The sequence below is a fragment of the Bacillus cereus group sp. BfR-BA-01381 genome, from assembly GCF_022663555.1.
In the GTDB taxonomy this organism is placed as follows: Bacteria; Bacillota; Bacilli; order Bacillales; family Bacillaceae_G; genus Bacillus_A; species Bacillus_A pacificus.
On the sequence record NZ_JAKUFR010000015.1, the window covers coordinates 1 to 24,343 of the forward strand.

Genomic DNA, 24,343 nt, shown 5'->3' on the forward strand with positions numbered 1-24,343 from the left:
CAGCAGGGCGTCCTAGAAAACCCGATGAGAATGTAAAGCGTGCTATTATTATGTATCAAAGTGGTAAGTACAGTCTGGCTCAAATAAAAGATGAAACGGGAATTAGTAAATCTACCTTATACAGATATCTAGAGAATTAAATAGTAAGTATACTTACTACAGAACTTAACTAAATTCACAAGAAGTTTGCAGGAATATAAATACTTATTCATAAAAAAACGATTCTTTAGATGAAAAATCGTTTTTTTATGTTATATAAATTCTTTTAAGAATTTCATTGTATATCTATAAAATAATATACGATAGTATTGAAGGGATTAAATGTATTATTTCACTTTTTTACACGTATTTTAGAGTGAAATTAGAACAAGAGTATATCCTTAACGTACAAAAAAATTTGATATTCTGAAAAATATCTTAACGTAGGTTTTATTTCATTTGGTTGGCGGGATCTAAAAAAAAGAATGTACATATATAATGTACATTCCATATTAATAGATAAATAGTGCTAATATACGTTTTTTATTTATGTACAAAGTAATTTTTTGTAGTCTCATAGCTACCTTACTCAATAATAAATTTGGACCAATACCAATCGTACTTTCAATCCGTGTACGTTCATATATTTCTCTTTTAAACTTTAATGCAAACTCACGCGGATTACTCGCAAACAAATGAATACTCGCGGTCATATCCATGAAAAACTCATCGATACTATATTGATGAAAATCTTCCGGCGCAACATACTGTAAAGCTAAACTGGTTATGTAAGTCGAACATTTCATATACGTATGCATAATTGGATTCACAATAATAATATCTGGCCGCTTCGGTATTTCGTACAACCTTGCCATTTTCTTAACTCCTAACACTTTAAGTGGCGGTGTTGCCGCTAATACAATGGACCCACTCCTGTTTACATCTCCTACAACAGCCAATTTTGTATATCGTGGATCAAGTCCTTTTTTAATACATGACACGCTTGCATAAAAGCTACGAAGATCTACACAAAGAATAATACGATTCGGTAAAAGAGAATAATCATACAAGGTTATCACTCCTAACAAAGAACGTTTGTTCTTATTATATACGAACCTACGTTCTTTTTAAAGGTATTTCTATGAAAATTTTGGTTAAAATAACCGTTATTACATTCAAGAAAAATTATAAAAATCTTCCCTCTATTCTTGAGAACTTTTTCAGTACTTAAAAATGTAAATAGATAAAAGGAGAAACAACTTCATTCTTCGTGAATAAGCACGGTATTTTAGGGACCATTCTTTGGTATTCAAAAAGGCTTGTATGTAAATAGATATTTTCATAGTAGCAAGATACCTATATAAGAAAGACTTATTTCGAAAAATAGTACTATTTAGCAGTGCTTTTTTATAACAATATCTCGAACAGACTATCATGAATCATAAATTGAATACATCGGATACATTAAAATTATAGCCTTTTTTTGAATTTTAAAAAAAGACAACAATTTTCTCTAATCGAATCTCTAATTACATAATTTTGTACGAGAAAGGAATTGAATTTATGCACAACTTTAATTTCATTTGCGAACAATTTGCTACAATACTTAAAGGGAAAAGTAAAATAAGTCAAGGTGGTTGTTCGGTGTCTTTTCACCGCGATTTTAGAGTACTTGTACAAGGAAAACAAAGTACCTATGTAGTACCCGTCGGAGTAAGTTTTGAATCGTTGGATCAAAATGGTAATGCATTAAATTTAGGCGAAATTGCTATTCTACAAGAAGAGATTCCTGCATTTATGAAATCAATTGTACAACAAGGAATTATTGTAAGTGCTTTACATAATCACTGGCTGTACATGAATCCCTTAATTATGTATATTCATATCCAGTCGATAGAGCCCCCATTACATTTTGCACAAAAGTTAGCCAATTCTTTTTTGTCCTTAAGCAGCTATCCTATCGCTAATAATGAGGGGCAATGATTGGTGTTTAGGGTAATTACATTTTCTATATGTGTGAACATAATAAAATGATTTCACTTTGTGCCCAAAAGTAAAAAAACTACCTATCAAATTTTTAGATAGGTAGTTTTTGAATCTATTAAAGTAAAGTACTCTACTATTTTATAAAATACTATTCTCTAAACAAAAATACAGATTCTCAATTCACTGTGGCTTGCTTATCCCATATATTCCTCTAAAGTTAGTTTTTCCTTATATATTTTTTCAGCAACCTCTCCTATATAGCGTGAATATGCCAAGGCTCATACACATAACCAGTTATATTTCCCTTTGAATAACGAATGATGTACCCTGCCCAATGCGCATTTTCTTTCATCCATTGTTAAGCCTGTTTTATGTTTGCTATGTCCCGTTTTTTCAAACAAAGACTCCCTGTACGTTCAGGATATCAACTTTTGTTTACTTCACTTTTTTTCTACACTCTGCATCTAGACGGTATATCCATTGACCACGGTAAGATTTATTTCAAACCCACAAAAAATAGATTACCTGCACACGAAAAAGTATAGCGTACAGGTAATCTATTTGTTTTTGAGATTAATAAAAAACTAATTTATTTTTTGAATTCTTCCATCAATAACAGACTGAATTGGTTCTTTTGATTTTTTTATATAATCTACTAATGCTTCAAAATCAGTTGGTCCTGTTTCAGCATCTTTCCCGTTTTTAAAGGATACAAATCCATCTCCACCTGAAGCTAGAAATGCGTTCGCAACGACGCTGTAAGTTTTAGAAGGAATAATTTCTTCTCCATTTGTTAGGCGCACACTTGTTACTTTTTCTCCATTAGGTTTGTTTGCATCCCAAGTGTATTGGATCCCTGAAATTTGAAGCATTCTTGTTATGTCTTTTTGCCATTGTTGATTTAAAATATCACGAATATCTTGACCCGTTAAATTTACTTTTATTAATTGATTTCCGAATGGTTGAATACCATATATCTCTCCCCATGTAATATCACCAGCATCTAAGTCATTACGAATACCACCAGGATTCATAAGTGCAATTTGAGATTGCATTGTTGCACGCTGGGCATCAGCAACTAAATTTCCAAGAGTAGATTCACCAGCCGTATTTAGTTTGCGATCTAGCGGAGCAATAGACTTACCTACAACTTCATTAACAAGAGGTGCGATTTTTGCTTGATATTTCTCCATCTTCTTCTTTATTTTTTTATCAGGCTCTATGCCTTCATGGTAAGTTGTAACAATTTCTGCTTTTTTCTCAACAATATCTTGTGTTTTACGATCAATCTTTACATCAACATCAGCAAAAGCCATACCGTAAGAATTTGCTTGTACGACAAGTTTATTATTAACAGTTCCATTTACATACGTGTGGCTATGCCCACCAAAAATAACATCGACTTCTGGATCAGTCTGATTTGCTAATCGGACGATATCACCATTTGTTACGCCGTTCCCATCTGTTGTACCTCCGTTATGCGCAAGAACAACGATAGATTTAACGCCTAGTTTTTTTAATTGCTTTACGGATTTGTTAATAGCTTCAACTTCATCTGTAATTTCTACATTCTTTAGCATAGTAGGCATAACAAGGTTAGGCACATCCGTTGTTACGACTCCGATAAATCCAACAGGAACTCCTTGTACCTTTTTTATAGTGAATGGTGGTAAAAATAAACGACCAGTGGATTTATTATAGAAATTTGCGGCAACATATGGGAATTTTGCACCTTTAAATTTTCCTGTTTTCTCATGGTATCCACCATAAATAAGGCGGTTCATTTCCTCAACACCTTCATCAAATTCATGATTTCCTATCGTTCCAACATCGAATTTCAAATCATTTAGAAATTCAATGGTAGGTTCGTCTTGTAATAATGCTGAAACAGGAGTACTTGCTCCAACAACATCGCCAGCATGTACTTTTAATGTATTCGGATTTTGTTTTTCACGATCACGTAAATAAGCCCCTAAGTACTCGATTCCCCCTGCATCTTTATTGTTAATTTTTTTTACTGTGTCTAGTTGCCCATGAAAATCGTTAATACCGAGCATTTGTACATCTATGTAGCGGTTTGGTTCTGTACTTGCTTGGGCTGAAGGCACAGCGAATACACTAGTAAAAGTAACTGTACTTATTGCTAAAGCAACTGGAATGATTTTTTTCAACATAAAATTTCTCTCCCCTAATTAAAATCTTACATAATACAATGTTATTTTAATATATTAAGAGGATTATTTCTATAAAAATTCTACTAATTATAAAAATTAATAAGATTTTATCATTTTCCAACAAAACACTTCTTCTTCAAAAATTTGAAGATGTAAAACAACAATTTTAAGAGGAGATGATTATTCGTAGGTGGTAGTCTACACTTTTGGATTAGGATATAAAGGCCCCACTCAACTTAAGAAAATTCACTACCCAAAATAAGAAAATGTGCATTTCTTTGTTTTGAGAATTATTCAAAATATTATCTTGATAGTAATATAACAATACTTCTAAGAGACTAAAAAACTCTAATCCATACATGTTAGCTGTTAAGAAGCATATTCAATCCAAAACTAATGGATATTTATAAACCTAACTCAATATCACCATTTAAAAATGAATCAAAATTTCGTTATGGAAGATTTCAATTCTTTAAATTGGTTACAGTGGTGCACTACGCCGCATTCAAAAAGATGCTCCTGGATTTATCCAAGAGCATCTTTTATAAAGCTTTATTTTTACTTGTTTATAATTTATCAATTAACAATTATATAGTTGTAATCAGTCCTTTAAAAATAATAGGAGTGCTTCATTAAATTCTTTAGCATGCGTTGCATTTAGCCCATGTGGACCACCCTTTATTAACGATACTTTAGAATTAGGAATTGCTTCATGTGTTAATTTCCCACTATATTCAAATGGTACAGTTGCATCAGAGTCTCCGTGAATAATAAGAGTAGGTATATTAAACTTCTCCAAGTCTTTTCTAAAATCTGTCTTACTAAAGGCGGTAATACAATCAAGCGTTCCTTTAGGTGATGCACCGGCTGCAATATCCCAATTATATAAACGGAATGGCTCACTAACTAAATCTGTTCGATTACCAGCCGCGAAAAATCCCTTAGTAAATTCATCAAGAAATGCAAGGCGGTCATTTATCACACCACTTTTGAATGCTTCAATTGTTGCATCATCTAACGCCCCTTCAGGATGATCCTCTGATTTGTATAAATATGGAGGAACTGCCCCAGCAAAAACAGCCTTTTCAATACGATCTGTTCCATACGTACTAATATACCGGGCTACTTCGCCTCCACCCATAGAAAAACCAACAAGTGTGACATTTTGAAGCTCTAAATGTTCTAATAATTGATGTAAATCAGAAGTAAAGGTATCATATTCATACCCTTCCCACGGCTGAGATGATTGTCCAAAACCTCGACGATCATATGTTATCACTCTGTATCCAGCCTCAACAAGAGCGGGAACTTGGTATTCCCAAGATCGACCACTTAACGGCCAACCATGAATAAGTACAACTGGTTTTCCTATACCATAATCCTCATAATATATCTCAATTGGTGCTTGGTTTTCGGTTCCTACAGTAATTTTTGCCATTGTCCTACCTCCTTTAATATGTACCCTTCTCTTCAATAATCCGGATAAATCTCATAACCTATTTATGCTTATTTATAGTGTGAACTCTATTGTTCCGATGAATTCATTTTCTGTTTATGGACGATTCCCCATCTCCTACCTTTTTCATCACGAAGTATTTGCTGAACACTCCTCCTGTTCAATTCTAATAACAAAAATAGGTGACTATCAATATCATTCTATCTATAGAATGTATAGATAAAATCAATCTATTTTACAGTAAAAACAACTATAGTTACGACCTATACAAATTATAGATAATTCGGAATTGATTAATGAATCAGTTTTCAAATACTATAAATTTGTATAGTGCTTCATGTTCCGTGAATGCTGCTATAACCAATATTATTGGTGAGCTTAGTTATAAACGAAGAAATTTATGATAGTATTCGACTATTTAAACTTTCTTCGATTACTTAATTTTTAGGAGGAATACATAATGACTGATCTCTATTCTCGTATTAACAAAGATGATGCTATCGTGCTTTTAGTAGATCATCAAACTGGTCTTATGTCCGGACTAGTACGTGACTATGGTGTTGATGAATTCAAGAACAATGTTTTAGCTCTTGCTCATACTGCTAAGTTTTTTGATTTACCAGTTATTTTAACAACAAGTTTTGAAAACGGGCCTAATGGACCTTTAATGCAAGAATTGGTTGATCTCTTTCCTCATGCACCAAAAATAGCTCGACCTGGACAAATTAACGCATGGGATAATGATGATTTTGTAAAAGCAATCGAAGAAACTGGAAAAAAACAACTTATCATCGCAGGCGTAGTTACGGACGTTTGTGTTGCTTTCCCGGCACTTTCCGCTATAAAAGCTGGATATGAAGTATTTGCGGTTACTGATGCTTCAGGAACTTTCAGTAAACAAGTTGCAGATGCTGCCAATACACGTATGGCACATAGTGGTGTGCAACTTATGAACTGGTTTAGCGTAGCTTGCGAATTACAACGCGATTGGCGCAACGATGTCGAAGGTTTTGGCAATTTGCTTGCTAGCAATCTTCCAGGCTATCAAAATATAATTGGAAGCTATAGAGGAGCTCAGCGAGATCTTAGTAAACAAAATGCATAAATGTATCTCAAGGAAATAGCTTTAAATCACCTTTTTTAAAGTAGATAGTATAAATTTAGTGCTGATTAAATCAGCACTAAATTTAAATTAAAAAGTATAGTAGAGCTTCAATTGACAGAAGATACATTACTTTCAATAAACAATTGAAAAAGGAGCGTTTTATTATGAGTAATTTAGAATTGTTAAATCCGGAGAACAGTGCCTTAATTTTGATTGATTTTCAACCTCAAATGACTTTTGGAGTTGCAAGTATTGATAGACAAACATTGATTAATAACGTTATGCTACTTGCTAAATCAGCAAAAACTTTTAACGTACCTACTATTCTTACTACAGTTGAAACACGTAGCTTTTCTGGTTATTTTTGGCCACAAATTCTTGATATATTCCCAAACCATGAAATTATAGAACGTAGTTCAATGAACTCTTGGGAAGATCCGAAATTTGTTGAGGCAGTTAAAGCAACCGGTAGAAAGAAATTAATATTTGCAGCACTTTGGACTGAAGTTTGCCTTGCATTCCCTGTGCTTGAAGCAATTAAAGCTGGCTATGAGGTATATGCAGTTGATGATGCTTCAGGTGGTACTAGTTTGACAGCACATAACGCTGCTATGCGTCGTGTAGAACAAGCTGGTGCAATTCCAGTGACAGCCATTCAAGTTTTACTTGAATACCAACGTGACTGGGCACACAAAGACACTTATGATGCTGTAATGGAGATTGTAAAGGAACACACTGGTGCTTATGGTCAAGGTGTAGAATACGCATATACTATGGTGCATGGCGCGCTTCCAAGCAGAAAAATATGAAACAAGAAGGCGTAACTGTCGAAGAGACTCATACAGAGAACACAATGGATGCTACTGATCCAGTAACAACGATTGTTACATGGGAAATTCAACAAGGGAAAGAAAAACAGTTTGAAACATGGAGACATGAAATCGAAGCTGCCGCTACTAAATTCCCAGGGCATTTAGGCGTAAACCTAATAGTCCCAAGTAACGAATCCAGAGAGTATACTGTTATTTTTCGCTTTGATACGTATGAGCATCTACGTGCTTGGCAACAATCAGATGTTCGCCGAGATTTGTTAAAAACGGCAGAACAATTTCAAGTTACTAATCCAACTTACAAAACTGAAAGCAGTTTGGCTTATTGGTTTGTTACTCCGAAAACACCAGTTCCACCGCCAAAATGGAAAATGTCTATCGTTACCCTTCTGGGTGTATGGCCTCTTAGCATGTTAGTTCCTAAATTGATAGGACCTATTATAAAACATATGAATCCTATTATGTCGGCTTTTTTTGTTTCTGTATGTATAGTGTCCTTGCTATCATGGGTAGTTATGCCGATTTTCGGTAAATTATTTCATCCATGGTTACAAAATAATAGGAAGTAGACGAGGTGTGAATATGAATGTACCGGATATGATCTTATATAACGGAAAAATTACTACCCTTGATCCCTCTCAACCTGAGGTATCTGCTATCGCCATAACTGATGGTTTAATAAATGCAGTAGGTGGAGATGAGCTTCTTAATAGTGCCACGGAAAAAACAAAAAAAATAGACCTTAAAAGAAAGAGAGCTATTCCAGGCCTGAATGACTCTCATATACACGTTATTCGTGGCGGTCTTCATTATAATATGGAATTACGGTGGGAAGGTGTGCCTTCAATTGCCATTGCTCTTGAAATGCTCAAAGAACAGGCAAGGCGTACACCTGCTCCTCAGTGGGTAAGAGTAGTTGGAGGTTGGTCTGAATTTCAATTTAAAGAGAGACGGATGCCAACTTTGGAAGAGATTAATGCTGTTTCTGAAGACACACCTGTCTTTGTGCTACATCTTTACGATAGAGCACTTGTAAATCGTGCAGGGCTACGTGCACTGGGATACACGAAAGATACCCCAGACCCTCCAGGTTGTTTAATTGAGCGAGATAAACGAGGTAATCCAACGGGCCTTTTAATTGCGAATCCTAACGCTTCTATTCTTTATTCAAGTTTGGGTAAAGCTCCCATACTTAATTTTGACGATCAGATTAACTCAACTCGCCATTTTATGCGCGAATTAAATAGATTAGGTATTACAAGTGCCATTGACGCAGGTGGCGGTTTCCAAAATTACCCTGACGACTACAGAGTTGTTGAACATTTAGCCGAGAAGGAACAATTAACTTTACGTATTGCTTATAATCTATTTACACAAAATCCTAATCATGAATATGAAGACTTTGCTTCATGGGCAAAAATTGTTTCTCCAGGTCAAGGAAATGATAAGTATAAAATGAATGGTGCCGGAGAAATGTTAGTATTCTCTGCAGCTGATTTTGAAAAATTTCAAATGCCACGGCCCGAACTAGCTACGATGATGGAAGCTGACTTAAAGAAAGTAATTTCTCTATTGGTGGAAAACCGTTGGCCATTCCGTTTACATGCAACTTATGACGAATCAATAACACGTTTCTTAAATGTATTTGAGGAAGTCAACAAAGAAATTCCTTTTAATGGTCTACGATGGTGGTTTGACCATGCAGAAACAATCTCAGATCGTAGTATGGAACGTGTTAAGGCTTTAAATGGCGGTATTGCCATCCAAGACCGCATGGCTTTTCAAGGTGAATACTTTGTTGATTTATACGGAAAGGAAGCTGCAAAGCGTACTCCTCCGATTTATCGGATGTTAGACCTAGGTATACCTGTTGGCGCCGGTAGTGATGCAACTAGGGTTTCCAGCTATAACCCTTGGGTTGCTCTTTACTGGATGGTTGCCGGAAAAACCATTGGTGGGCTTTCCATATACGATGAAAAAAATAAACTTGATAGAAAAGTAGCCCTGGAATTATATTCAAAAGGAAGTGCGTGGTTCTCTGGTGATGAAGGTAAAAAGGGTACCCTTGCAGTAGGTCAGTTTGCTGATATCGCTGTATTGTCTGCTGACTACTTTACTGTGCCAGAAGAAGAAATTAAAAACCTTGAATCATTACTCACAATTATGGGCGGGCAGGTTGTTTATGGAAATGATGAATTTAAAAATTTATCACCTGAATTGCCGCCAGCATCACCTGATTGGTCACCGACGGGAGTTTATGGTTATGGTGGCGCTAACCTAGCCCACACTATACTTTCTCACAATTCTCATGATAACAAGTTACATAGTTGCAGTAACCCTCTCCATCAACACACTCATACCGTAATAGGAAAAGATGGAACTAAATGGGGTATTGGTTGTACTTGCTTTGCTTTCTAAGTCAAAACCACCGGTATAATGCCGGTGGTTTTCTTTCTACAATAAGGATATGTAGATTCAAAATAGCAATGTATATCCATAATGGGACTATACGATAAGAGCGAAGAGTTGATTGATTAACTTGACTTGTTTTTGACAGCCTTCTCTTCTTGTAAAGTCCGTCCTTTTTTCCTTAATTAAAAGTCAGTGGTATCCCCTTTTGATCGACTACACCATACATATAAATCCACTACCCTTTGACTTTAATATAGGTCTCATCTCAAGACGTATAGATTTTTTCAATTGTTACACTAAAATCATTATTATACTAATACCTTTTGAGGGTTATTTAACTTCTGCATAAAGATACGTGCTGCAAAACTTAAAAATTTATCGTCAAAGTGAATAAGATTAATATCTTGCCTTGGTGTTGGATCAATAATACGAACTATGCTCAAAGTATCATTATTAACAAAATCAACCAGTGAAAGAGGTATTATGGCAACCCCATGACCATTGTATACAAGGCTCAATAGAGAAATAGAAGATTTTGTTACTATATTTGCTTCAGATAAAGATAACCCTAAACTCTCACAATATATTTTAATAGATTCACGACAACTACATGAAACCATTATTCCACTCAGTCCTACTAATTCTCTAAAAGAAACAAATGATGTTTCATTCAAAGGATGATTTTTTGGAATGACAAGGACAAGCTCTTCGCTATACAAAAGGGTACTTGTTAATGTGTCTGGAATTTGAGCACTACGCGTGATGCCTATATCAATATTTTTATCAACGATTTGATTTACAGCAACTTCGGATTCTATAATTTTTACAACGATGTTGGGATAATGTTGTTGAAACTTCATAATATAAGGTGTTAAATAAGTAAGGTCCTCTAATAAACCTCCTATAGTAATTACACCTCTTTTTACACCCTTTAATTCAAAAATTTCATTATAAACGTCATCAAATTGTTGCATGATAAATTTTCCTTTATCAAATAGCAGCTTACCCGCTTCTGTCATTTTGATACCTCTTCCAACTCGATGAAACAAAGGTGTATCAAGTTCACCTTCTAACACACGGATTTGTTGACTTAAAGTCGGCTGTGAAATACCTAGAACTTCCGCAGCTTTAGTAAAACTATTATTATTACAAACTTGAATAAAGTACTCTAAATGACGTAATTCCATTCTTGATACCCACTCCCACTCTCCGCTTTATGAAAGATTTATAATGAAAAGGACAATATGTATGCGTTATGCATAACAACTATCTTTCCTACTATATCAATTGCAATTACATAATTTCTTTATTTTGTACTACAATACATTTACTACTATTTATTAATTTTCCCTCCTATTTATTTAATTTATATTTAATTAGGATATTACTAAACAGAAATAACATCTAAAAACTTACACTTTCTGTGCGTAATATCCTAACTTTTTCAACTGTTTACTTATCATTTTTTCTCAATATAGTCCAAACTACCAAATATTTGCCGAATCCCCTCTTTATGCTGAGGAAAAATTAGTGTCACCAATTCAATACTTTCTGAAATAATTGATGCATACGTGATACAAAAACTTGCAAGTAATATTTTGTCCCCAATTTTTTTATAGGCTGATCAGCTTTACTGTATAGTAGCTCAAGCACTGCAAATTCAGTTACATTAAGTCCATAAATTTTTAGATCCTTTTCAATACATTTAGTGATTGGCTGTAATTCCCTTGATAATATAACAAATAACTTTAAAGATAAGCTCTCATCGTTAATCACGCTCGCAATTACCAATCCTTTACAAATTATCTTGAATCCGAGATTTATTATATTATCGTCAAAATATTATGTCAATCATTCATTTTAGCTTGATCAAGCCACTTATAATTTATTTCTCAACATAAGACATATGGAATTAGAAGAAAACAATTGCTAATATATAAGTATCTCAATTACGTTATTTCTTTTAAAGAGAGCTTGTTTTTAATCGCAAGTTCTCTTTTTCCATATTCTAAATTGGATTCGAACAAATTTCAGATGATGAGTCTGTCCCCATGTATATGCTATAGTTTTTAAACAAAGATTACTAACCATATATCTATCATATTTTTTATAAACAGGATTAATTAGATTTAAAAAAAGACTTCTTTTTCTTTACTCGTAATAAATCACCTGTCCATCCTTTGACTCGCATATACAAATACATACCCCCTGTTGTAAAAATAATAAATAAGAGAGCGATTAAATAGCTATATTTCCATTCCAGTTCAGGCATATATTTAAAATTCATCCCCCACAATGCTCCTAAAGCCGTCAAAGGCGTACTTACAGCAGTTAATACAGTAAGAGCTTTCATAATTTCATTCCCACGATGAGAAGAAACAACTTCTTGTAAATGAATCATCGTGTCTAATTCTTCTTGGTATTCTTTAACGAGTTGTAATCCACGCTCTAATTTTACGTGTGTTTGTTTATAGCAAAGGGTGTTTGTTAAGTTTTCTAACCAAGCTTCCTCCAAGCCTTGTAATACTTCTTGTATTAAGCGAAACACATGTGTGTTCATAAATAATTCATGACGAATATGGTAAATTCTTTCTAAAACTGCTATGTTATTATGATGATAAAAATCCCATAACACATTTCTGAAATTGTTTTCAAAGTAGTCAACCTTTCGTAAATAGTGAGATATAAATATTGATAAGATCGCACATACTCCTTCAGCGGAACTATTACAATTTTTTATACTCATAGGGAAATTATGTATTAATTTTTGGAAATCCTCTTCCTCTTTTTCCTGGACCGTTATCAGTATTCCATGAGCTACGAAATAATGAAGAAAGTTTTGGATTTTGGCGTCCTTTTTATCTTGATCATATAAAAACGAACCATATACACAAGTTTGACTTGGTGATAACGTATAAACATATAATCCATTTTCACAAGGAGAACTTATTTTTTTTACAAATTGAGAGAAATAAGATGTTACATCACGAGGGATTATAGAAGAAAGTTTTTCAAGTTCACTAGTTTTCACATGATACCAATCCCATTTCGGCATTTTTATGCATTCCATATTATTCTTCCTTTCTGAATAGTTTTATGTTTGATCAAATAATATCCGTAATATGAAATTTATATGTAGGTATTCATGTCTTGGAGGAAAAGTTTTTAGATCCTCTAAATTACAAACTAATATATAGGAGGTCTTCTTCTGTTACAAGGAAGACCCCCTATATATTAGTTATTTGTATTCTCAATTTTAAACATTTCCTCTATACAAGTACTTTTTATCTTTTCTTATTGATATGTGGAAAAGAAGCCACATACTTTGGCGCGTCTATTCAACGAACTACATTCCGGTCGTTATTATAATTTAGATTCATATGCAGATTGATTGGTGATGTCGTCAAATACTTGACTTCCAATCATGTAGTATCCATGAAGTGCAGCCTCTTTCGAAGCGTCTACTATACGGAAAGAAGAAATTTCATCTTGCATTTTTTCAATTCGTTTTTTGTGGAGATCTACTATTCCTCCTGTCCAAATAATAGTGTCATACTGGTCTAACTTAAATTGTTCTTGTAATACACGTATTACGTCTTGGAAGTGTGTATCCAACTCTTTTTGAATCAAAGTATGAACCTGACTTGTCTGAGGATTTTCTTCTCGATCCCCATATCCTTTTTCTAATATGTTTGGCATGTCGTTAATATGCAAGTGATCACTTTCCCCTGCATGATTCTGCACGATATTCTTAATATTTTTCAAAGGCTTGCTACATCCTAGTTCCGTCTCATAATGATTTAAAATGACATTCTGTTTCATATCTGTCATTTCTAATGTACGAAATCCACCATCAATAATTAAGATACGATCTCGTTCCCGAATAATTCCCTCTTTTAAGAAATAGGCATGTAAAGCGACTGGTTGCTGAAGAATCAAAGCATTTTCAACCGTAATATTTATAAATTTCCCATCAATTTGTACGGAAGTTTCTTTTTTTAGTGCACGTTGTAATTGCTCATGTTGACTACCAAAATAAGTAACGGGAAGCCCGGTAACAACTAAAGGTAACACGACATTTTCTTTATAATCCTTTGCAATGCAACCAAATATTTGTTGTTTAAACTGTTCGCTTTCATAATAATTTTCTATTTCTTCGTCAAATGGAGGAAGAAATGAAGCGTCAGATTGATGCGCTTCATTTCCCATGTAGTATGCAAAGTCTAAGTCTATAAAACTTACCTTTGTTAAATCTTCACTTTCAGCATGATTAGGTACAGGGGCTAGTGTGGAAGCTTCACTCTTAATCGTCACCTCAGAATCTACATCCTGTCGATATGCCCGCTTAGTAAAGCCAATTCCTACATCAATTGCATACAGAGATTTCATACTTTTTTCCTCACTTTCTCTTTTTAGAATTAAATCTAAGCACTCTCTTCTTTCCCTTCTTTCATATATTTCTTTTCATTTTTCGTTTTCTCCCCGTCTAAGTCCTTACTATTTTCATTTATTTCGTAATCCTTTTCATCTTTTTTCTTTTTGTTATTTTCGTTTTCTGTTAAATCTTTAATGGTAGAAATGACAACTGGTGTGGCTGTAAGCAGTTGTGGTAATGTTTGTTTTGCAACATTAGCTGCCGTTACAGAGAATTGTTTACTTGTCTCAGTTACCTTCTCTAATGTTTCCTTTATGTTCCCTTCTTGTAGTTTTTCTTTTACGTTTTTTCCTTTCGTTTGTATAGCTTTCCGATTTTCTTTTTTTAATAAGGAGACCATGATTCCGGTCGTAATCCCAATCACAGCATATTTAAATATTGTATGTTTCATTTTTCTCACCCTTCTCTACTTTTATTTTCTTCCATGCTACGACCTAAAATAATTACCTGAACTATTTATCAGATGTTGCAATCTATTAGAGAGAATGATAGTTTTGTGGCTGCCTATCACTCGCCGTTGGTGTTTCAGCTGTTACTAGAAGTAAAATTCTCCCTTGATCTAATTTTTCTTCATATAAATTAGCTTCCTCCTTCGACAACCCCATTTCCTCCATTTGATTTCGGAGTTCGTCCCCTTTTTTGGAGAAAAAGTTGATAATACTTGTGCCCAATCCTTGTTCTTTTACTCCGATCGTATTTGTGTTTGTATCATCCGCAATCTTTTTTGTTAGATGTTTTTCATGTGTTAAGACATAAATGTCATCTTGGTGAATCCCTTGCAATTCTAGCTCTTTTACTTTCATAACTACTTCCTGTTCATTTTGATATTCATGAACAACCGGTTTTCTTTCATTCTTATGCATGGTATTTTTCCTCCTTTAGATTTTTTATTTTTTTATTTAGTTGTTATGTAATATGTAATACACCTATTTTAAAGATATTAAACCTAAATTTTCAAAAAATTAACGCGATAGGTTATTACTGTTTTTCAATATTAACGAGATGTCACGAGCACTTTCCTTTGATAGCAGTGTTACAAATAACGATTTGTTTGGAAAGCAAGCCCATTGTTTTATAGAAAATTTCTATTAAAAAAAGTTATAAAAGGAGTACAAGATATTTTTTTCGTTAATTAAATCAAAGGAAATTAAAAAAAAGCACTCTTTTTAAAAGAGTGCTAAAAAACATATAACCTAATAAAAATGAAAATATACAAACTTTGCATAAAAAAATGATTTTATAGCCTCGTTTTAATATCCATGCCCGCTTTGCCAACCACCGTGTCCACCTTGCCAACCACTATGTCCGCCCGGCCAACCACCGTGTCCACCTTGCCAACCACCGTGTCCCCCTTGCCTACCACCGTGTCCGCCTTGCCAACCACCGTGTCCGCCCTGCCAACCACCGTGTCCACCCGGCCAACCACCGTGTCCGCCTTGCCACCAGCCTGCATAGCCTTGTCTCTGTGAGTTCATTCCTTCGCATCCCTTCTTATTAAAAATTCAAATACTGTAACTGGGTATTCTCTAAATATAATTATGTATCCCAAAAATAAATGTATCCGCAAACATCTCGATTATCGGTAAAGTAATTATCTAATAAAAAAACATTTATTATTGCAAATCTAAGCTCTTTTTTTACTTTTTTAAAAAATTTTTACTATTTTATTAGCATACTTTTTAGATTCAATTTCATCATAGTTACTTAGTATTACAACAGACAAATCATTACTTGGGATCATTTTTCAACATTACATCAGATTCCATAGCTGTGCTTTAGTTATACAAGAAAAAACGATACTTCACTATTGAAGTATCGCAAAAAAACATTTACTTACATTATTGTAACTATAACCCTATCCGATATTAGTTACTCACCTAAAATTGCAACGGGGCTAAACGATTCATAATGAATCAATTCCTTTTCTATACTGTGTTCTTTTAATACTGGAGCCGTTGACTGCACAATTTGTATTGTTTTCTCGTCAATCATAAATGGTACATCCCTTCGTATACAATGTTTTTATAAAACATTGGCATTATTTGAAATTCACCTTTCGCAATTTCATTTTTTACTTTCCACTCCAGGATATCTTTTTTTAATTCTTATGGATCTAAACTGATCCAATAGTGATTCTGGTGCAATTGCTCTGAAGTTTTTACACTAGAACCTTCTTATTTACGCATTAAAAAATGTTACTTTTCCTATACTTAAAAATAAGTAATTTAACAAGAGGAGAAACGATTATGAAAAAATTTGTAATTTACATAATAGGAATAGCTCTTCCTATATACTTACTACCTTTCATATTACGCGGGGATTTGGACAGATTTAATCCAATTGCTGAAGAAAAAAATGTATACGCCGTTGCGAAGGGATATGGCATTCCAGATTATCATCATAAAGGCAGAGCTATGTACTCACTAAAAGGTGTTGATAAATTAAGCAATGAAACAGAATATAAAGTTGGAACGAACACACCTAATGATTTTATAAGAAAAACTTACTTAAAAATTCATGTAAAAGGAAAGTATGTGTATTCTTACGATATTATCGCTGAAGAGGATATTCCGGACAAAATAAAGGGGCAATTGTAATATAATATATAGAACTTCAATCTTTCACAAAAAAGTTTGATTATTTCCTAGCTATGCTATTCCAAAATCGCACCGTTTTCCCACATAATGATTTACATTAATTGGCACCATTTTAAATCCTGAAAATCCACTGTTTATTGAGTGCTCAAAATCTCTTATTGCGTTATATATTCTTCTTTAAAGATAGTGTCCTTGTTTTTTCGTGATTATTCTCATTTATAGTGATAATAAAATCTGTACTTATAAGTATAAATGGTATTACTTCTACTATCTGTTGAACATTTAATCTTCTTTTCGCAATATCCATTGCTACTTCTAAATCAAGTAGTAGCTAGTGCTCTCGAATATCGATAACCTGCTTAATTTCTCTACTAAATCTATTTGATTTACTGAATTTTTCAGGTATTTGGTTGTACCTAAAGACATTTTCAATATAAATTCCCTCCTTTTCCCTATACTTTCAAAGCCGAGTTGGCCTTGTGAATATAGAACAGATAAACGGCAGTAATTAAAAAAGCAAGACATTGAATCGCCATGCTTTTTTCAAATTAAGAAATCAATTCTTGTTCAACCATTGTCTGAGAGAAATCAAAAATCTAATTCTTATTATTTTTTTCTCTGCCTAAAACAATTTCTGCTATTTCATAAGCATAATTATCAGGCTCAAAATCCTCATAGTTACTTAATACTACAATAGATAATCCATCTTGTGGGAAACGTATAAATTGTGAACTATAACCAGCCCATCTCCCTGAATGTTCCAAGTATCGGCAATTATAGCCAGCTGCAATCTCCAGTCCAAAAGCATAATCCTCATTATCAATGATTGTCTCTCCAGTTGAGGAAACTTTCGGACCAATTTCACTCATCCTTTTCATTAAATCTTTTCCACCAACAGTACCCGAGGTTAAATTCTTCCCCCATATTACTAAATCTTCAACAGTTGTATGGCCTGCCCCATCCCCTGTATGTTCCCAAGGGCTTTCATATATTTCATATGCGCCTTGTTCATTCTTCAAGTATCCCCTAGCGATTGATATAGAAGTTGGATAGTGATCCACAATTGTTGTATCTTTCATATTTAAAGGATTAAAAATACGCTCCTTCATAAATTCACGTAGAGACTTACCACTCACCTTTTCTATTACTTGCGATAATAGAAAATATCCTGTATTGCTATACTCAAATTTAGTTCCTACTGAAAACCTTGCACTCTGGTGCTTATTAAGGTGTTCTAGTGATTCTTCTGGGGTCAATTTATCAGTATCTTTAATATTCGCGACTTCAGCTAATTCCTGATAATCAACTAGTCCACCAGTGTGGTGAATTAGATGTCGCAACGTTACAGGTTCAGCATATGTCCCTATGGAAGGAACAAACTTTATAATTGAATCATCTAAACTCAATTTCCCCTCTTGTTCTAAGAGTAAAATAGAAAATGCTGTGAATTGTTTCGTAATTGAAGCAATATTAAAAATTGTTTTTGTCGTTATAGCTAGACTTTCTTCTATCGAAGCTAAGCCAACTGATCCTTTATACGTTACTCCATTATCAAAACTCGCAATATATGCACATCCAGGCTCTTCGGCTGAAACTTTGTTAAACAATTGTTCAATCGTTGTGTGTGTCTTCTCGTTATAAATTTTATTCATCTCATTCGCCTTCCTAAACTTTCTTAGTCATTTAATTACAATAAACCCTTACTCATTTATAAAAATAACAATGGACAATCATGAAACTTTATAGCTTTTTCACTATTGTTATAAATGTTAAATATTTTTATTAGGGTAGAATCATTAAAAAATTAAATAAAATTTATTATAATTAAATATACATTAACACCTAATTAAATTTAAGTAAATAAAATTTAATTAGATTTAATTAACTTAAATTACTTATTTAAAGAAATTACGTATATAAACAATATAAATATTGGCTAAAAGATTATGGAATACAGGTAATCGTGTTAAAATTTCACCTTATACAAAACATAAACAGGAAAATATATCTTTAAATAAGGTCATTGTTGCATTAGGAGTAACTTCACCATTTTTAAATTTACCCCCACTGGATTTTGGAACAGGAAACGAGCACTAGAAGCATTGAGGTGGACTATTGAAGAAAAAGAAAAGCTAACAGAACAACAGTTATTATATATGTATACGCAAAGATGGTTGGTAAAACATAAATTATGGACACCTTTGAGAAAATATTGGAATGGGAGTCCATATGAAACGTTAAACGCTTTATATCCAAATCGATATTCAAAGAATATGCTAAAAGGTTATAGTAAGAATTAAAAATCAGGTTTGTTAAAATATCTAAAATACCACATATATACCTCCCTCTTTATTCCTTTGTTTATGCAATAACAATCAGTAAACAAAAAAGGCGCAAAGCCTTAGATTAGACTTTGCACCTTTACTGTTTACTACAACCGTTTTATATTACTGTTTTCCATCCCACTTTTCTAAACGGAAGTAGAATAATACACCGTCTTCAGTGTTGGTCACACCGTATTTCGCATCATGTAAATCAAATATATTTTTTACAATGGACAGCCCAAGACCCGTTCCACCACATACTCGTTTTCTTGATTTATCGCCCCTATAGAACTGATCCCATATTTTATCTATATTTTCTTCTGCTATATGTGAACCTTTATTTTCAAACCCTATATATACGTCGTGTTGTTTCTCTTTTACATCAATCACAATGATTTGTTTTGCATCTGTATAACGAATCGCATTTGTAAACAAGTTTGTTATAACCTGTTCCAATAAATTCGTTTTCCCCTTGACACACACATCATCTATATTTAATTTGATTTGTAGGGATTTTTCATCAATTTGAACTTGTAAATCTTGTTCTGCCTTTTGAATTAAGTCAACTATATTAACTTGCTCCATCTGTATTTGATATGTTCCTGATTCATATTTAGCTAAGTTTAACATTTCATCAATTAGTACATTCATTTTCTCTATTTCTTTTTCTAATGCGTCCCAATAGTATTGATTCATTTCAGGTGCAATACCATCTTGCAGCATGGAAGCAGATATTTGCATCACACTGAGGGGGGTTTTTAATTCATGTGAAACACCTGCAATGAAATCTTTTCTTGTCTGTTCTAGTTTCTTTTCTTTCTCTAAGTCCTTTTTTAACTGATTGATATACCCTTCCATTCTTTCTGAGAGCTGATTAATGTTAGAGGAAAGCTCTCCAATTTCATTTTTCGACTTGATAGAAAGCTTGTCTTGAAACTGGAATTCCATTATTTTTTTCGTTGCTTCATTAACCTTTAATAATGGCTTAGTGATAATTCTCGAGTAATAAAAACATACAATAAGCGATAGAACCAGCACAAATACTATAATATATATGTAATAATCACTCATTACATCTGTTGCTTTTGTAATTGGTTGTAACGAAGATAGCGTATAAATAAATTCCTTTACTTGACCATCTTTCATGAGTGGTTTTATCGTTTCTAGATACTTGATTCCATCTATACTAATTTCATTCTGCACCCATTCTTCTCCGCGTAATTTTACTTTATCGCTAATCCAATCCGACTGAAATTGCAAAATACGATTTGCAAATACTTCATTACTGTACAACGTGTTATCAATTTCTGGGTTGCTATAATTCGGGAAGCTAATTTCTGTTACAAGTCCTTCTAAGTAATAATATTTATCACTTTCTTCTTTTGAAAAAATTTTAATTCCATTTTTAGCGCCTGACATCATGTATTTCATTGTCTGATGATATGTAGGAGCTACAAAGTTTCCATCGTATCCTTTTATCCTTAGTGTTGTAGGAACAACAATATCCTTATTTGGTCCTTTACTCACTGTATCCATGATAGCTGTTTGGGTCGTCTTATCGATTAAACTCGTAATTAAAATGCTAAAATTAGAATCCATATCTCTCTTTGCGTTAATTAAATTATTAAATACGACTTTAGATGTTCGACTTGGATTATTTTTATCAGTCGCTTTTATATAGTAATCTCCTGATGGTAATTTCTTAATGTTTGCTACTTCATCAAGCCTAGCAATCATAATACCTTGCTGATTCGCATATGATAGTTCTTTACTCTGGAGTTTATTTTCATCCTGTTTATGTTCTTCGTAAAATGTATAATATTGTTTTAATTGTTTCTGAACATTTTCTTTTTCCTTATCTACATACATATACTTCATCACATACATTTGTCCAAAAAAGATAGTTGCGATGATCATGCAGCATAGTAAAAAGGTAAGAGAAAATAACTGAAATACAATTTTCTTTCTCATCATTTCTCTACCTCAAACTTATATCCCGTACGAACAACTGTAGTAATGTGCTTGGCTTTCTCACCTAGTTTCAAACGTACATTACGCATATGTGCAGTTAGAGTTTTATCATCTCCGTCATAATCATATCCCCAAATATTTGTGATTAATTGCTCTCGCGTTAATACTTGTTCCTTATGCTCCATTAAAGATTGTAAAATTTCATACTCTGTATGTGTAAAATCTATCTTTTGTCCATCTATTGAAACAGAACGTGCTGATTTATCTAAGCGAATACCACATAAATGAATGCAGTCCTGAAATTGTAAATTTTGATTTGTATCTTTGAACAAACGCTTTGCTCTCGCCAATAAAATTGCAGGTTTAAATGGTTTCGTTACATAATCATCTGCCCCTAGTTCAAATCCAAGTAATGTATCATCCTCATCACTTCGAGCTGTTAATAAAATAATGGGAACGTTAGAACTCTTGCGAATACGTCTACAAATTGACCACCCATCCATTACTGGAAGCATAATATCTAGTATGATTAAACTGACCTCATGATCATGTGCAGCAAATAACTCTAATCCAATTTGGCCATCTTCTGCTGTTATCACATCATATCCATCATGTGAGAAATAATGCGCTACCGTCTCTCTTATAATTTTTTCATCTTCTATAATTAAAACTTTTTTCATTTCTATTCTCATCCAATCTACGTTCTCTTTAAATCGAAATGGTCATCGCTTGTCTTCCCATCTGAATCCAAGACTGTTCAAAATTATTTCGATTAATCGCTCTATGTTTGTCCGTCTTTAGTGGATCGTTAATATATACATATTGGTCATCATAATCTGTCACAACGACACTATGTTGATGATATGTCACTTTCATTTCCCCTGTATCTGTTCTCCATGTATAAAATTGATTATCAGGTAATCGTTTAAAACGAGCATTTGTTAATACCCATACAGGAAGGCCTCGATCTATCGCTTCATAAATGTGTTCAGGTTCTTTGTAACTTAGATTCATCACTTTTTCATCCGGAACATACAACTTTGCCAATTCTAAAATCGGTTCAACAAAAACACCTAATCCAGGTTTATCAAAGGTAGCCATATCCCCGATAAACCCTTTGTGCATATTTCCCTTCAAACCATTACTTTGAAATGGTACATAGTGTATCTTTGAAGCCAATTCCATTTTATCTACTTTCACTCCTGAAAATTGTAATACCATAGCGAGACTTGTTACTTCACAACCGCGCATCAATTCTGGTTTTTGTAAGATAAGCGGAACATCTAATGGCTTTATTACCTCTTTTTCTTGTTCTATTAATATATTCTCTTTTTCAACTACTTCTGGTTTTTGTTCTACTTCTTGCACAATGACAGGTGGTTTCTTTTCACTTATAGGACTTTCACTATTTGACATACCTATACATATACCTAGTCCTGCGATAGTTAATAAACAAAATGTTTTTTTTCTACTATATTCCATAAATCCCTCTCCTCACTTCTTTCTAAGGAGAGTGTAGCTTGTTCATATTTAGATAATCTCATGTTCATAGAAAGATAAAGAGAAATCTATATCAAGATTATATAAAGATACATACTATCCTAAACAATCGTATGGGTAATAAAGTGTGCTTTCAAGAAGTAATATTTAACTATTTTAAATTGATTGCCCAGTAACACTCCAAATGCTATATGGATGAAAATTTTCTAATGCATTATATCGTAGAGCTAAATCCGTTCGTTATGTAAAAAAGAATCATCATACAAAGTTACGACTCTAGCGATGTGAGCATTCGCTCCTTTTACCATAATAAAATAACTCTTAAGAAAAACTTAAAAAATTTCCCTCTATATTCATAAGAACTTTTATCTATACTGAAAAATGTAAATAGATAAAAGGAGAAACGATCATGAAGAAATTTATAATTTGTATAATAGGAATAGGCCTTCCTATATACTTACTACCTTTCATATTACGCGGGGATTTAGACAGATTTAATCCAATTGCTGAAGAAAAAAATGTATACGCCGTTGCGAAGGGATATGGCATTCCAGATTATCATCATAAAGGAAGAGCTGTGTACTCACTAAAAGGTGTTGATGAATTAAGCAATGAAACAGAATATAAAGTTGGAACGAACACACCTAATGATTTTATAAGAAAAACTTACTTGAAAATTCATGTAAAAGGAAAGTATGTGTATTCTTACGATATTATCGCTGAAGAGGATATTCCGGAGAAAATAAGAGGGAAATTGAAGATAGAAGTTAAATAAAAGAGCCGACTCGTATGAGTTGGCTCTCCCGTCTATCATTGTTTCAACAACCATTCTTCAATTACTTTCACTGTTTCATCTCGTTGTGCTTTTGGCGTAATTAAGCTAGCATTATCACCTTTTTGCTCACCATACATGCCAAAATGAGCATGGTTTCCACCTTTTATCATGTGCATAGTTGTATTCTTTGACATAAACTTTTTATTGTCCTCTATTTTTTCTACAGTTGCTAAAGCATCTACTTCCCCATAAATTGATAACATCGGAATCGCTTTCGTAGAGAAGTCATCTGCAGGATAAGAACCTAAGAAAATGATCCCATCTACCTTGTCCTCATGTTGAAAGGCATACTTAGAAATCATAGCTCCCCCCATTGAATGGCCCGCAACATACCATTTTTGAACTTCAGGATACTGTTCCATTACACTGTCTACTGCATTGATTCCAAGTATCGCTAAGTTTAATGGTAACTTAGGCATTACTACAAAGTGTCCATCTTTTGCAAGAGCTTCTCCCAAGTAACTATAAGCCTCCGCTTCTACTTTAGCACCTTGATAAAAAATAACCCCTATTTTAGCATCTTTCTCTCCAAAAACGATATGATCTTCACCTTTTTTATCATCTACTAACAACAAAGCCTCTTTCGTTGGTTTATAAGTAAACTGAGACCAAGTCAAAAACGTAATACTTCCTATAAGTAAAATACCGAGTAAAGAGTACAGCGTAATTTTTATCCATTTCTTCACAAAGATGACCTCCCTAAGATGTATATATTCTATATTTCAGATTTTCATTAGCA

At 33.4% G+C, this 24,343-nt stretch carries 22 protein-coding genes and 5 pseudogenes; 10 read left to right on the forward strand and 17 right to left on the reverse strand.

Annotated elements, in window-relative coordinates:
* The coding region (locus MR079_RS07520; protein WP_242293815.1) for a helix-turn-helix domain-containing protein at window positions 1-140 on the forward strand (140 nt) is incomplete at its 5' end.
* Between the two features lie 405 nt (window positions 141-545).
* Here MR079_RS07520 and MR079_RS07525 read toward each other — a convergent pair.
* Window positions 546-1,049, reverse strand: a pseudogene (locus MR079_RS07525) (Y-family DNA polymerase); the annotation flags it as partial.
* 493 nt (window positions 1,050-1,542) lie between these two features.
* On the opposite strand from MR079_RS07525, the gene MR079_RS07530 reads away from it, so the two are divergent.
* Window positions 1,543-1,962, forward strand: coding sequence for a DUF1259 domain-containing protein (locus MR079_RS07530; RefSeq protein ID WP_000551409.1), 420 nt, complete (start codon window positions 1,543-1,545; stop codon window positions 1,960-1,962).
* A gap of 197 nt (window positions 1,963-2,159) precedes the next feature.
* Here MR079_RS07530 and MR079_RS07535 read toward each other — a convergent pair.
* From MR079_RS07535 to MR079_RS07545, 3 genes and pseudogenes are all read right to left on the reverse strand, one after another.
* A pseudogene (locus MR079_RS07535) lies at window positions 2,160-2,323 on the reverse strand (D-alanyl-D-alanine carboxypeptidase family protein); the annotation flags it as partial.
* 226 nt (window positions 2,324-2,549) lie between these two features.
* A complete protein-coding gene (locus MR079_RS07540) occupies window positions 2,550-4,139 on the reverse strand; it encodes a bifunctional metallophosphatase/5'-nucleotidase (RefSeq protein ID WP_000913757.1) in 1,590 nt (529 codons plus the stop codon).
* 601 nt (window positions 4,140-4,740) lie between these two features.
* On the reverse strand, window positions 4,741-5,577 hold the full coding sequence (locus MR079_RS07545; protein ID WP_242293787.1) for a bromoperoxidase: 837 nt from the start codon (window positions 5,575-5,577) through the stop codon (window positions 4,741-4,743).
* Between the two features lie 478 nt (window positions 5,578-6,055).
* Between MR079_RS07545 and ycaC the strand changes: the two genes are divergently transcribed.
* From ycaC to MR079_RS07565, 4 genes are all read left to right on the forward strand, one after another.
* Window positions 6,056-6,700 carry an isochorismate family cysteine hydrolase YcaC gene (gene ycaC / locus MR079_RS07550; protein WP_242293788.1) on the forward strand — a complete coding sequence of 215 codons (645 nt, stop codon included), beginning with the start codon at window positions 6,056-6,058 and terminating at the stop codon, window positions 6,698-6,700.
* A gap of 164 nt (window positions 6,701-6,864) precedes the next feature.
* Entirely contained in the window at window positions 6,865-7,509 is a 645-nt protein-coding gene (locus MR079_RS07555) for a hydrolase (protein ID WP_000067162.1), read from the forward strand.
* Complete coding sequence (locus MR079_RS07560; protein WP_000806865.1) at window positions 7,506-8,099, forward strand: antibiotic biosynthesis monooxygenase; 594 nt, start codon at window positions 7,506-7,508, stop codon at window positions 8,097-8,099. The genes MR079_RS07555 and MR079_RS07560 overlap by 4 nt, the downstream gene beginning before the upstream one ends.
* 13 nt (window positions 8,100-8,112) lie before the next feature.
* A complete protein-coding gene (locus MR079_RS07565; RefSeq protein ID WP_242293789.1) occupies window positions 8,113-9,948 on the forward strand; it encodes an amidohydrolase in 1,836 nt (611 codons plus the stop codon).
* A gap of 302 nt (window positions 9,949-10,250) precedes the next feature.
* On the opposite strand, the gene MR079_RS07570 is transcribed toward MR079_RS07565, so the two are convergent.
* From MR079_RS07570 to MR079_RS07595, 6 genes and pseudogenes are all read right to left on the reverse strand, one after another.
* Window positions 10,251-11,129, reverse strand: a complete 879-nt coding sequence (locus MR079_RS07570) for a LysR family transcriptional regulator (RefSeq protein WP_242293790.1) — start codon at window positions 11,127-11,129, stop codon at window positions 10,251-10,253.
* Window positions 11,130-11,354: 225 nt separating this feature from the next.
* A pseudogene (locus MR079_RS29215) lies at window positions 11,355-11,718 on the reverse strand (MarR family transcriptional regulator).
* 343 nt (window positions 11,719-12,061) lie between these two features.
* A complete protein-coding gene (locus tag MR079_RS07580) occupies window positions 12,062-13,012 on the reverse strand; it encodes a magnesium transporter CorA family protein (protein ID WP_000388884.1) in 951 nt (316 codons plus the stop codon).
* Between the two features lie 293 nt (window positions 13,013-13,305).
* The gene (locus tag MR079_RS07585) at window positions 13,306-14,331 is read right to left on the reverse strand and encodes a ParM/StbA family protein (protein ID WP_242293791.1); all 1,026 of its coding nucleotides are present in this window, start codon (window positions 14,329-14,331) and stop codon (window positions 13,306-13,308) included.
* Between the two features lie 35 nt (window positions 14,332-14,366).
* Window positions 14,367-14,768 (reverse strand): hypothetical protein, encoded by a 402-nt coding sequence (locus tag MR079_RS07590; RefSeq protein ID WP_000683206.1) that lies wholly within the window; start codon window positions 14,766-14,768, stop codon window positions 14,367-14,369.
* A gap of 85 nt (window positions 14,769-14,853) precedes the next feature.
* Window positions 14,854-15,240: a YflT domain-containing protein gene (locus MR079_RS07595; RefSeq protein ID WP_098225008.1), complete on the reverse strand. Its 387-nt coding sequence runs from the start codon at window positions 15,238-15,240 to the stop codon at window positions 14,854-14,856.
* Between the two features lie 118 nt (window positions 15,241-15,358).
* Between MR079_RS07595 and MR079_RS07600 the strand changes: the two are divergent.
* Window positions 15,359-15,513, forward strand: a pseudogene (locus MR079_RS07600) (acyl dehydratase).
* Window positions 15,514-15,627: 114 nt separating this feature from the next.
* Here MR079_RS07600 and MR079_RS07605 read toward each other — a convergent pair.
* Both MR079_RS07605 and MR079_RS07610 read right to left on the reverse strand, forming a co-directional pair.
* Entirely contained in the window at window positions 15,628-15,852 is a 225-nt protein-coding gene (locus tag MR079_RS07605) for a hypothetical protein (protein ID WP_242293792.1), read from the reverse strand.
* A gap of 394 nt (window positions 15,853-16,246) precedes the next feature.
* Window positions 16,247-16,369, reverse strand: coding sequence for a flavoprotein (locus MR079_RS07610; RefSeq protein WP_000564623.1), 123 nt, complete (start codon window positions 16,367-16,369; stop codon window positions 16,247-16,249).
* A 254-nt stretch (window positions 16,370-16,623) separates the two neighbouring features.
* Here MR079_RS07610 and MR079_RS07615 point away from each other — a divergent pair, with 254 nt between their 5' ends.
* Window positions 16,624-16,974 (forward strand): YxeA family protein, encoded by a 351-nt coding sequence (locus MR079_RS07615; RefSeq protein ID WP_000714897.1) that lies wholly within the window; start codon window positions 16,624-16,626, stop codon window positions 16,972-16,974.
* Between the two features lie 596 nt (window positions 16,975-17,570).
* Here the strand turns inward: MR079_RS07615 and MR079_RS07620 are convergent.
* On the reverse strand, window positions 17,571-18,626 hold the full coding sequence (locus MR079_RS07620) for a serine hydrolase domain-containing protein (protein WP_001034047.1): 1,056 nt from the start codon (window positions 18,624-18,626) through the stop codon (window positions 17,571-17,573).
* Window positions 18,627-19,025: 399 nt separating this feature from the next.
* On the opposite strand from MR079_RS07620, the pseudogene MR079_RS07625 reads away from it, so the two are divergent.
* Window positions 19,026-19,274, forward strand: a pseudogene (locus MR079_RS07625) (DUF4046 domain-containing protein); the annotation flags it as partial.
* 147 nt (window positions 19,275-19,421) lie between these two features.
* On the opposite strand, the gene MR079_RS07630 reads toward MR079_RS07625, so the two are convergent.
* Genes MR079_RS07630 through MR079_RS07640 form a run of 3 tightly spaced genes read right to left on the reverse strand, consistent with a single transcriptional unit; the run spans window position 19,422 to window position 22,751 of the window.
* Entirely contained in the window at window positions 19,422-21,269 is a 1,848-nt protein-coding gene (locus tag MR079_RS07630) for a HAMP domain-containing sensor histidine kinase (RefSeq protein ID WP_001227604.1), read from the reverse strand.
* A complete protein-coding gene (locus MR079_RS07635) occupies window positions 21,269-21,949 on the reverse strand; it encodes a response regulator transcription factor (protein ID WP_011040476.1) in 681 nt (226 codons plus the stop codon). Before MR079_RS07635 ends, MR079_RS07630 begins: the two co-directional genes overlap by 1 nt.
* Before the next feature lie 28 nt (window positions 21,950-21,977).
* Window positions 21,978-22,751: a C39 family peptidase gene (locus MR079_RS07640; RefSeq protein WP_000456803.1), complete on the reverse strand. Its 774-nt coding sequence runs from the start codon at window positions 22,749-22,751 to the stop codon at window positions 21,978-21,980.
* Window positions 22,752-23,178: 427 nt separating this feature from the next.
* Here MR079_RS07640 and MR079_RS07645 point away from each other — a divergent pair, with 427 nt between their 5' ends.
* The gene (locus MR079_RS07645) at window positions 23,179-23,544 is read left to right on the forward strand and encodes a YxeA family protein (protein ID WP_000713453.1); all 366 of its coding nucleotides are present in this window, start codon (window positions 23,179-23,181) and stop codon (window positions 23,542-23,544) included.
* Between the two features lie 35 nt (window positions 23,545-23,579).
* On the opposite strand, the gene MR079_RS07650 is transcribed toward MR079_RS07645, so the two are convergent.
* Window positions 23,580-24,290 (reverse strand): alpha/beta hydrolase, encoded by a 711-nt coding sequence (locus tag MR079_RS07650; protein ID WP_242293793.1) that lies wholly within the window; start codon window positions 24,288-24,290, stop codon window positions 23,580-23,582.
* Window positions 24,291-24,343 lie beyond the last annotated feature (53 nt).

Excerpts from the sequence above, each read along its gene's own strand:
- MR079_RS07530 (WP_000551409.1), top strand. The coding sequence starts at position 1,543 with ATGCACAACTTTAATTTCATTTGCGAACAATTTGCTACAATACTTAAA.
- MR079_RS07540 (WP_000913757.1), bottom strand. The coding sequence starts at position 4,139 with ATGTTGAAAAAAATCATTCCAGTTGCTTTAGCAATAAGTACAGTTACT.
- MR079_RS07545 (WP_242293787.1), bottom strand. The coding sequence starts at position 5,577 with ATGGCAAAAATTACTGTAGGAACCGAAAACCAAGCACCAATTGAGATA.
- ycaC (WP_242293788.1), top strand. The coding sequence starts at position 6,056 with ATGACTGATCTCTATTCTCGTATTAACAAAGATGATGCTATCGTGCTT.
- MR079_RS07555 (WP_000067162.1), top strand. The coding sequence starts at position 6,865 with ATGAGTAATTTAGAATTGTTAAATCCGGAGAACAGTGCCTTAATTTTG.
- MR079_RS07560 (WP_000806865.1), top strand. The coding sequence starts at position 7,506 with ATGAAACAAGAAGGCGTAACTGTCGAAGAGACTCATACAGAGAACACA.
- MR079_RS07565 (WP_242293789.1), top strand. The coding sequence starts at position 8,113 with ATGAATGTACCGGATATGATCTTATATAACGGAAAAATTACTACCCTT.
- MR079_RS07570 (WP_242293790.1), bottom strand. The coding sequence starts at position 11,129 with ATGGAATTACGTCATTTAGAGTACTTTATTCAAGTTTGTAATAATAAT.
- MR079_RS07580 (WP_000388884.1), bottom strand. The coding sequence starts at position 13,012 with ATGGAATGCATAAAAATGCCGAAATGGGATTGGTATCATGTGAAAACT.
- MR079_RS07585 (WP_242293791.1), bottom strand. The coding sequence starts at position 14,331 with ATGAAATCTCTGTATGCAATTGATGTAGGAATTGGCTTTACTAAGCGG.
- MR079_RS07590 (WP_000683206.1), bottom strand. The coding sequence starts at position 14,768 with ATGAAACATACAATATTTAAATATGCTGTGATTGGGATTACGACCGGA.
- MR079_RS07595 (WP_098225008.1), bottom strand. The coding sequence starts at position 15,240 with ATGCATAAGAATGAAAGAAAACCGGTTGTTCATGAATATCAAAATGAA.
- MR079_RS07605 (WP_242293792.1), bottom strand. The coding sequence starts at position 15,852 with ATGAACTCACAGAGACAAGGCTATGCAGGCTGGTGGCAAGGCGGACAC.
- MR079_RS07610 (WP_000564623.1), bottom strand. The coding sequence starts at position 16,369 with ATGATTGACGAGAAAACAATACAAATTGTGCAGTCAACGGCTCCAGTA.
- MR079_RS07615 (WP_000714897.1), top strand. The coding sequence starts at position 16,624 with ATGAAAAAATTTGTAATTTACATAATAGGAATAGCTCTTCCTATATAC.
- MR079_RS07620 (WP_001034047.1), bottom strand. The coding sequence starts at position 18,626 with ATGAATAAAATTTATAACGAGAAGACACACACAACGATTGAACAATTG.
- MR079_RS07630 (WP_001227604.1), bottom strand. The coding sequence starts at position 21,269 with ATGAGAAAGAAAATTGTATTTCAGTTATTTTCTCTTACCTTTTTACTA.
- MR079_RS07635 (WP_011040476.1), bottom strand. The coding sequence starts at position 21,949 with ATGAAAAAAGTTTTAATTATAGAAGATGAAAAAATTATAAGAGAGACG.
- MR079_RS07640 (WP_000456803.1), bottom strand. The coding sequence starts at position 22,751 with ATGGAATATAGTAGAAAAAAAACATTTTGTTTATTAACTATCGCAGGA.
- MR079_RS07645 (WP_000713453.1), top strand. The coding sequence starts at position 23,179 with ATGAAGAAATTTATAATTTGTATAATAGGAATAGGCCTTCCTATATAC.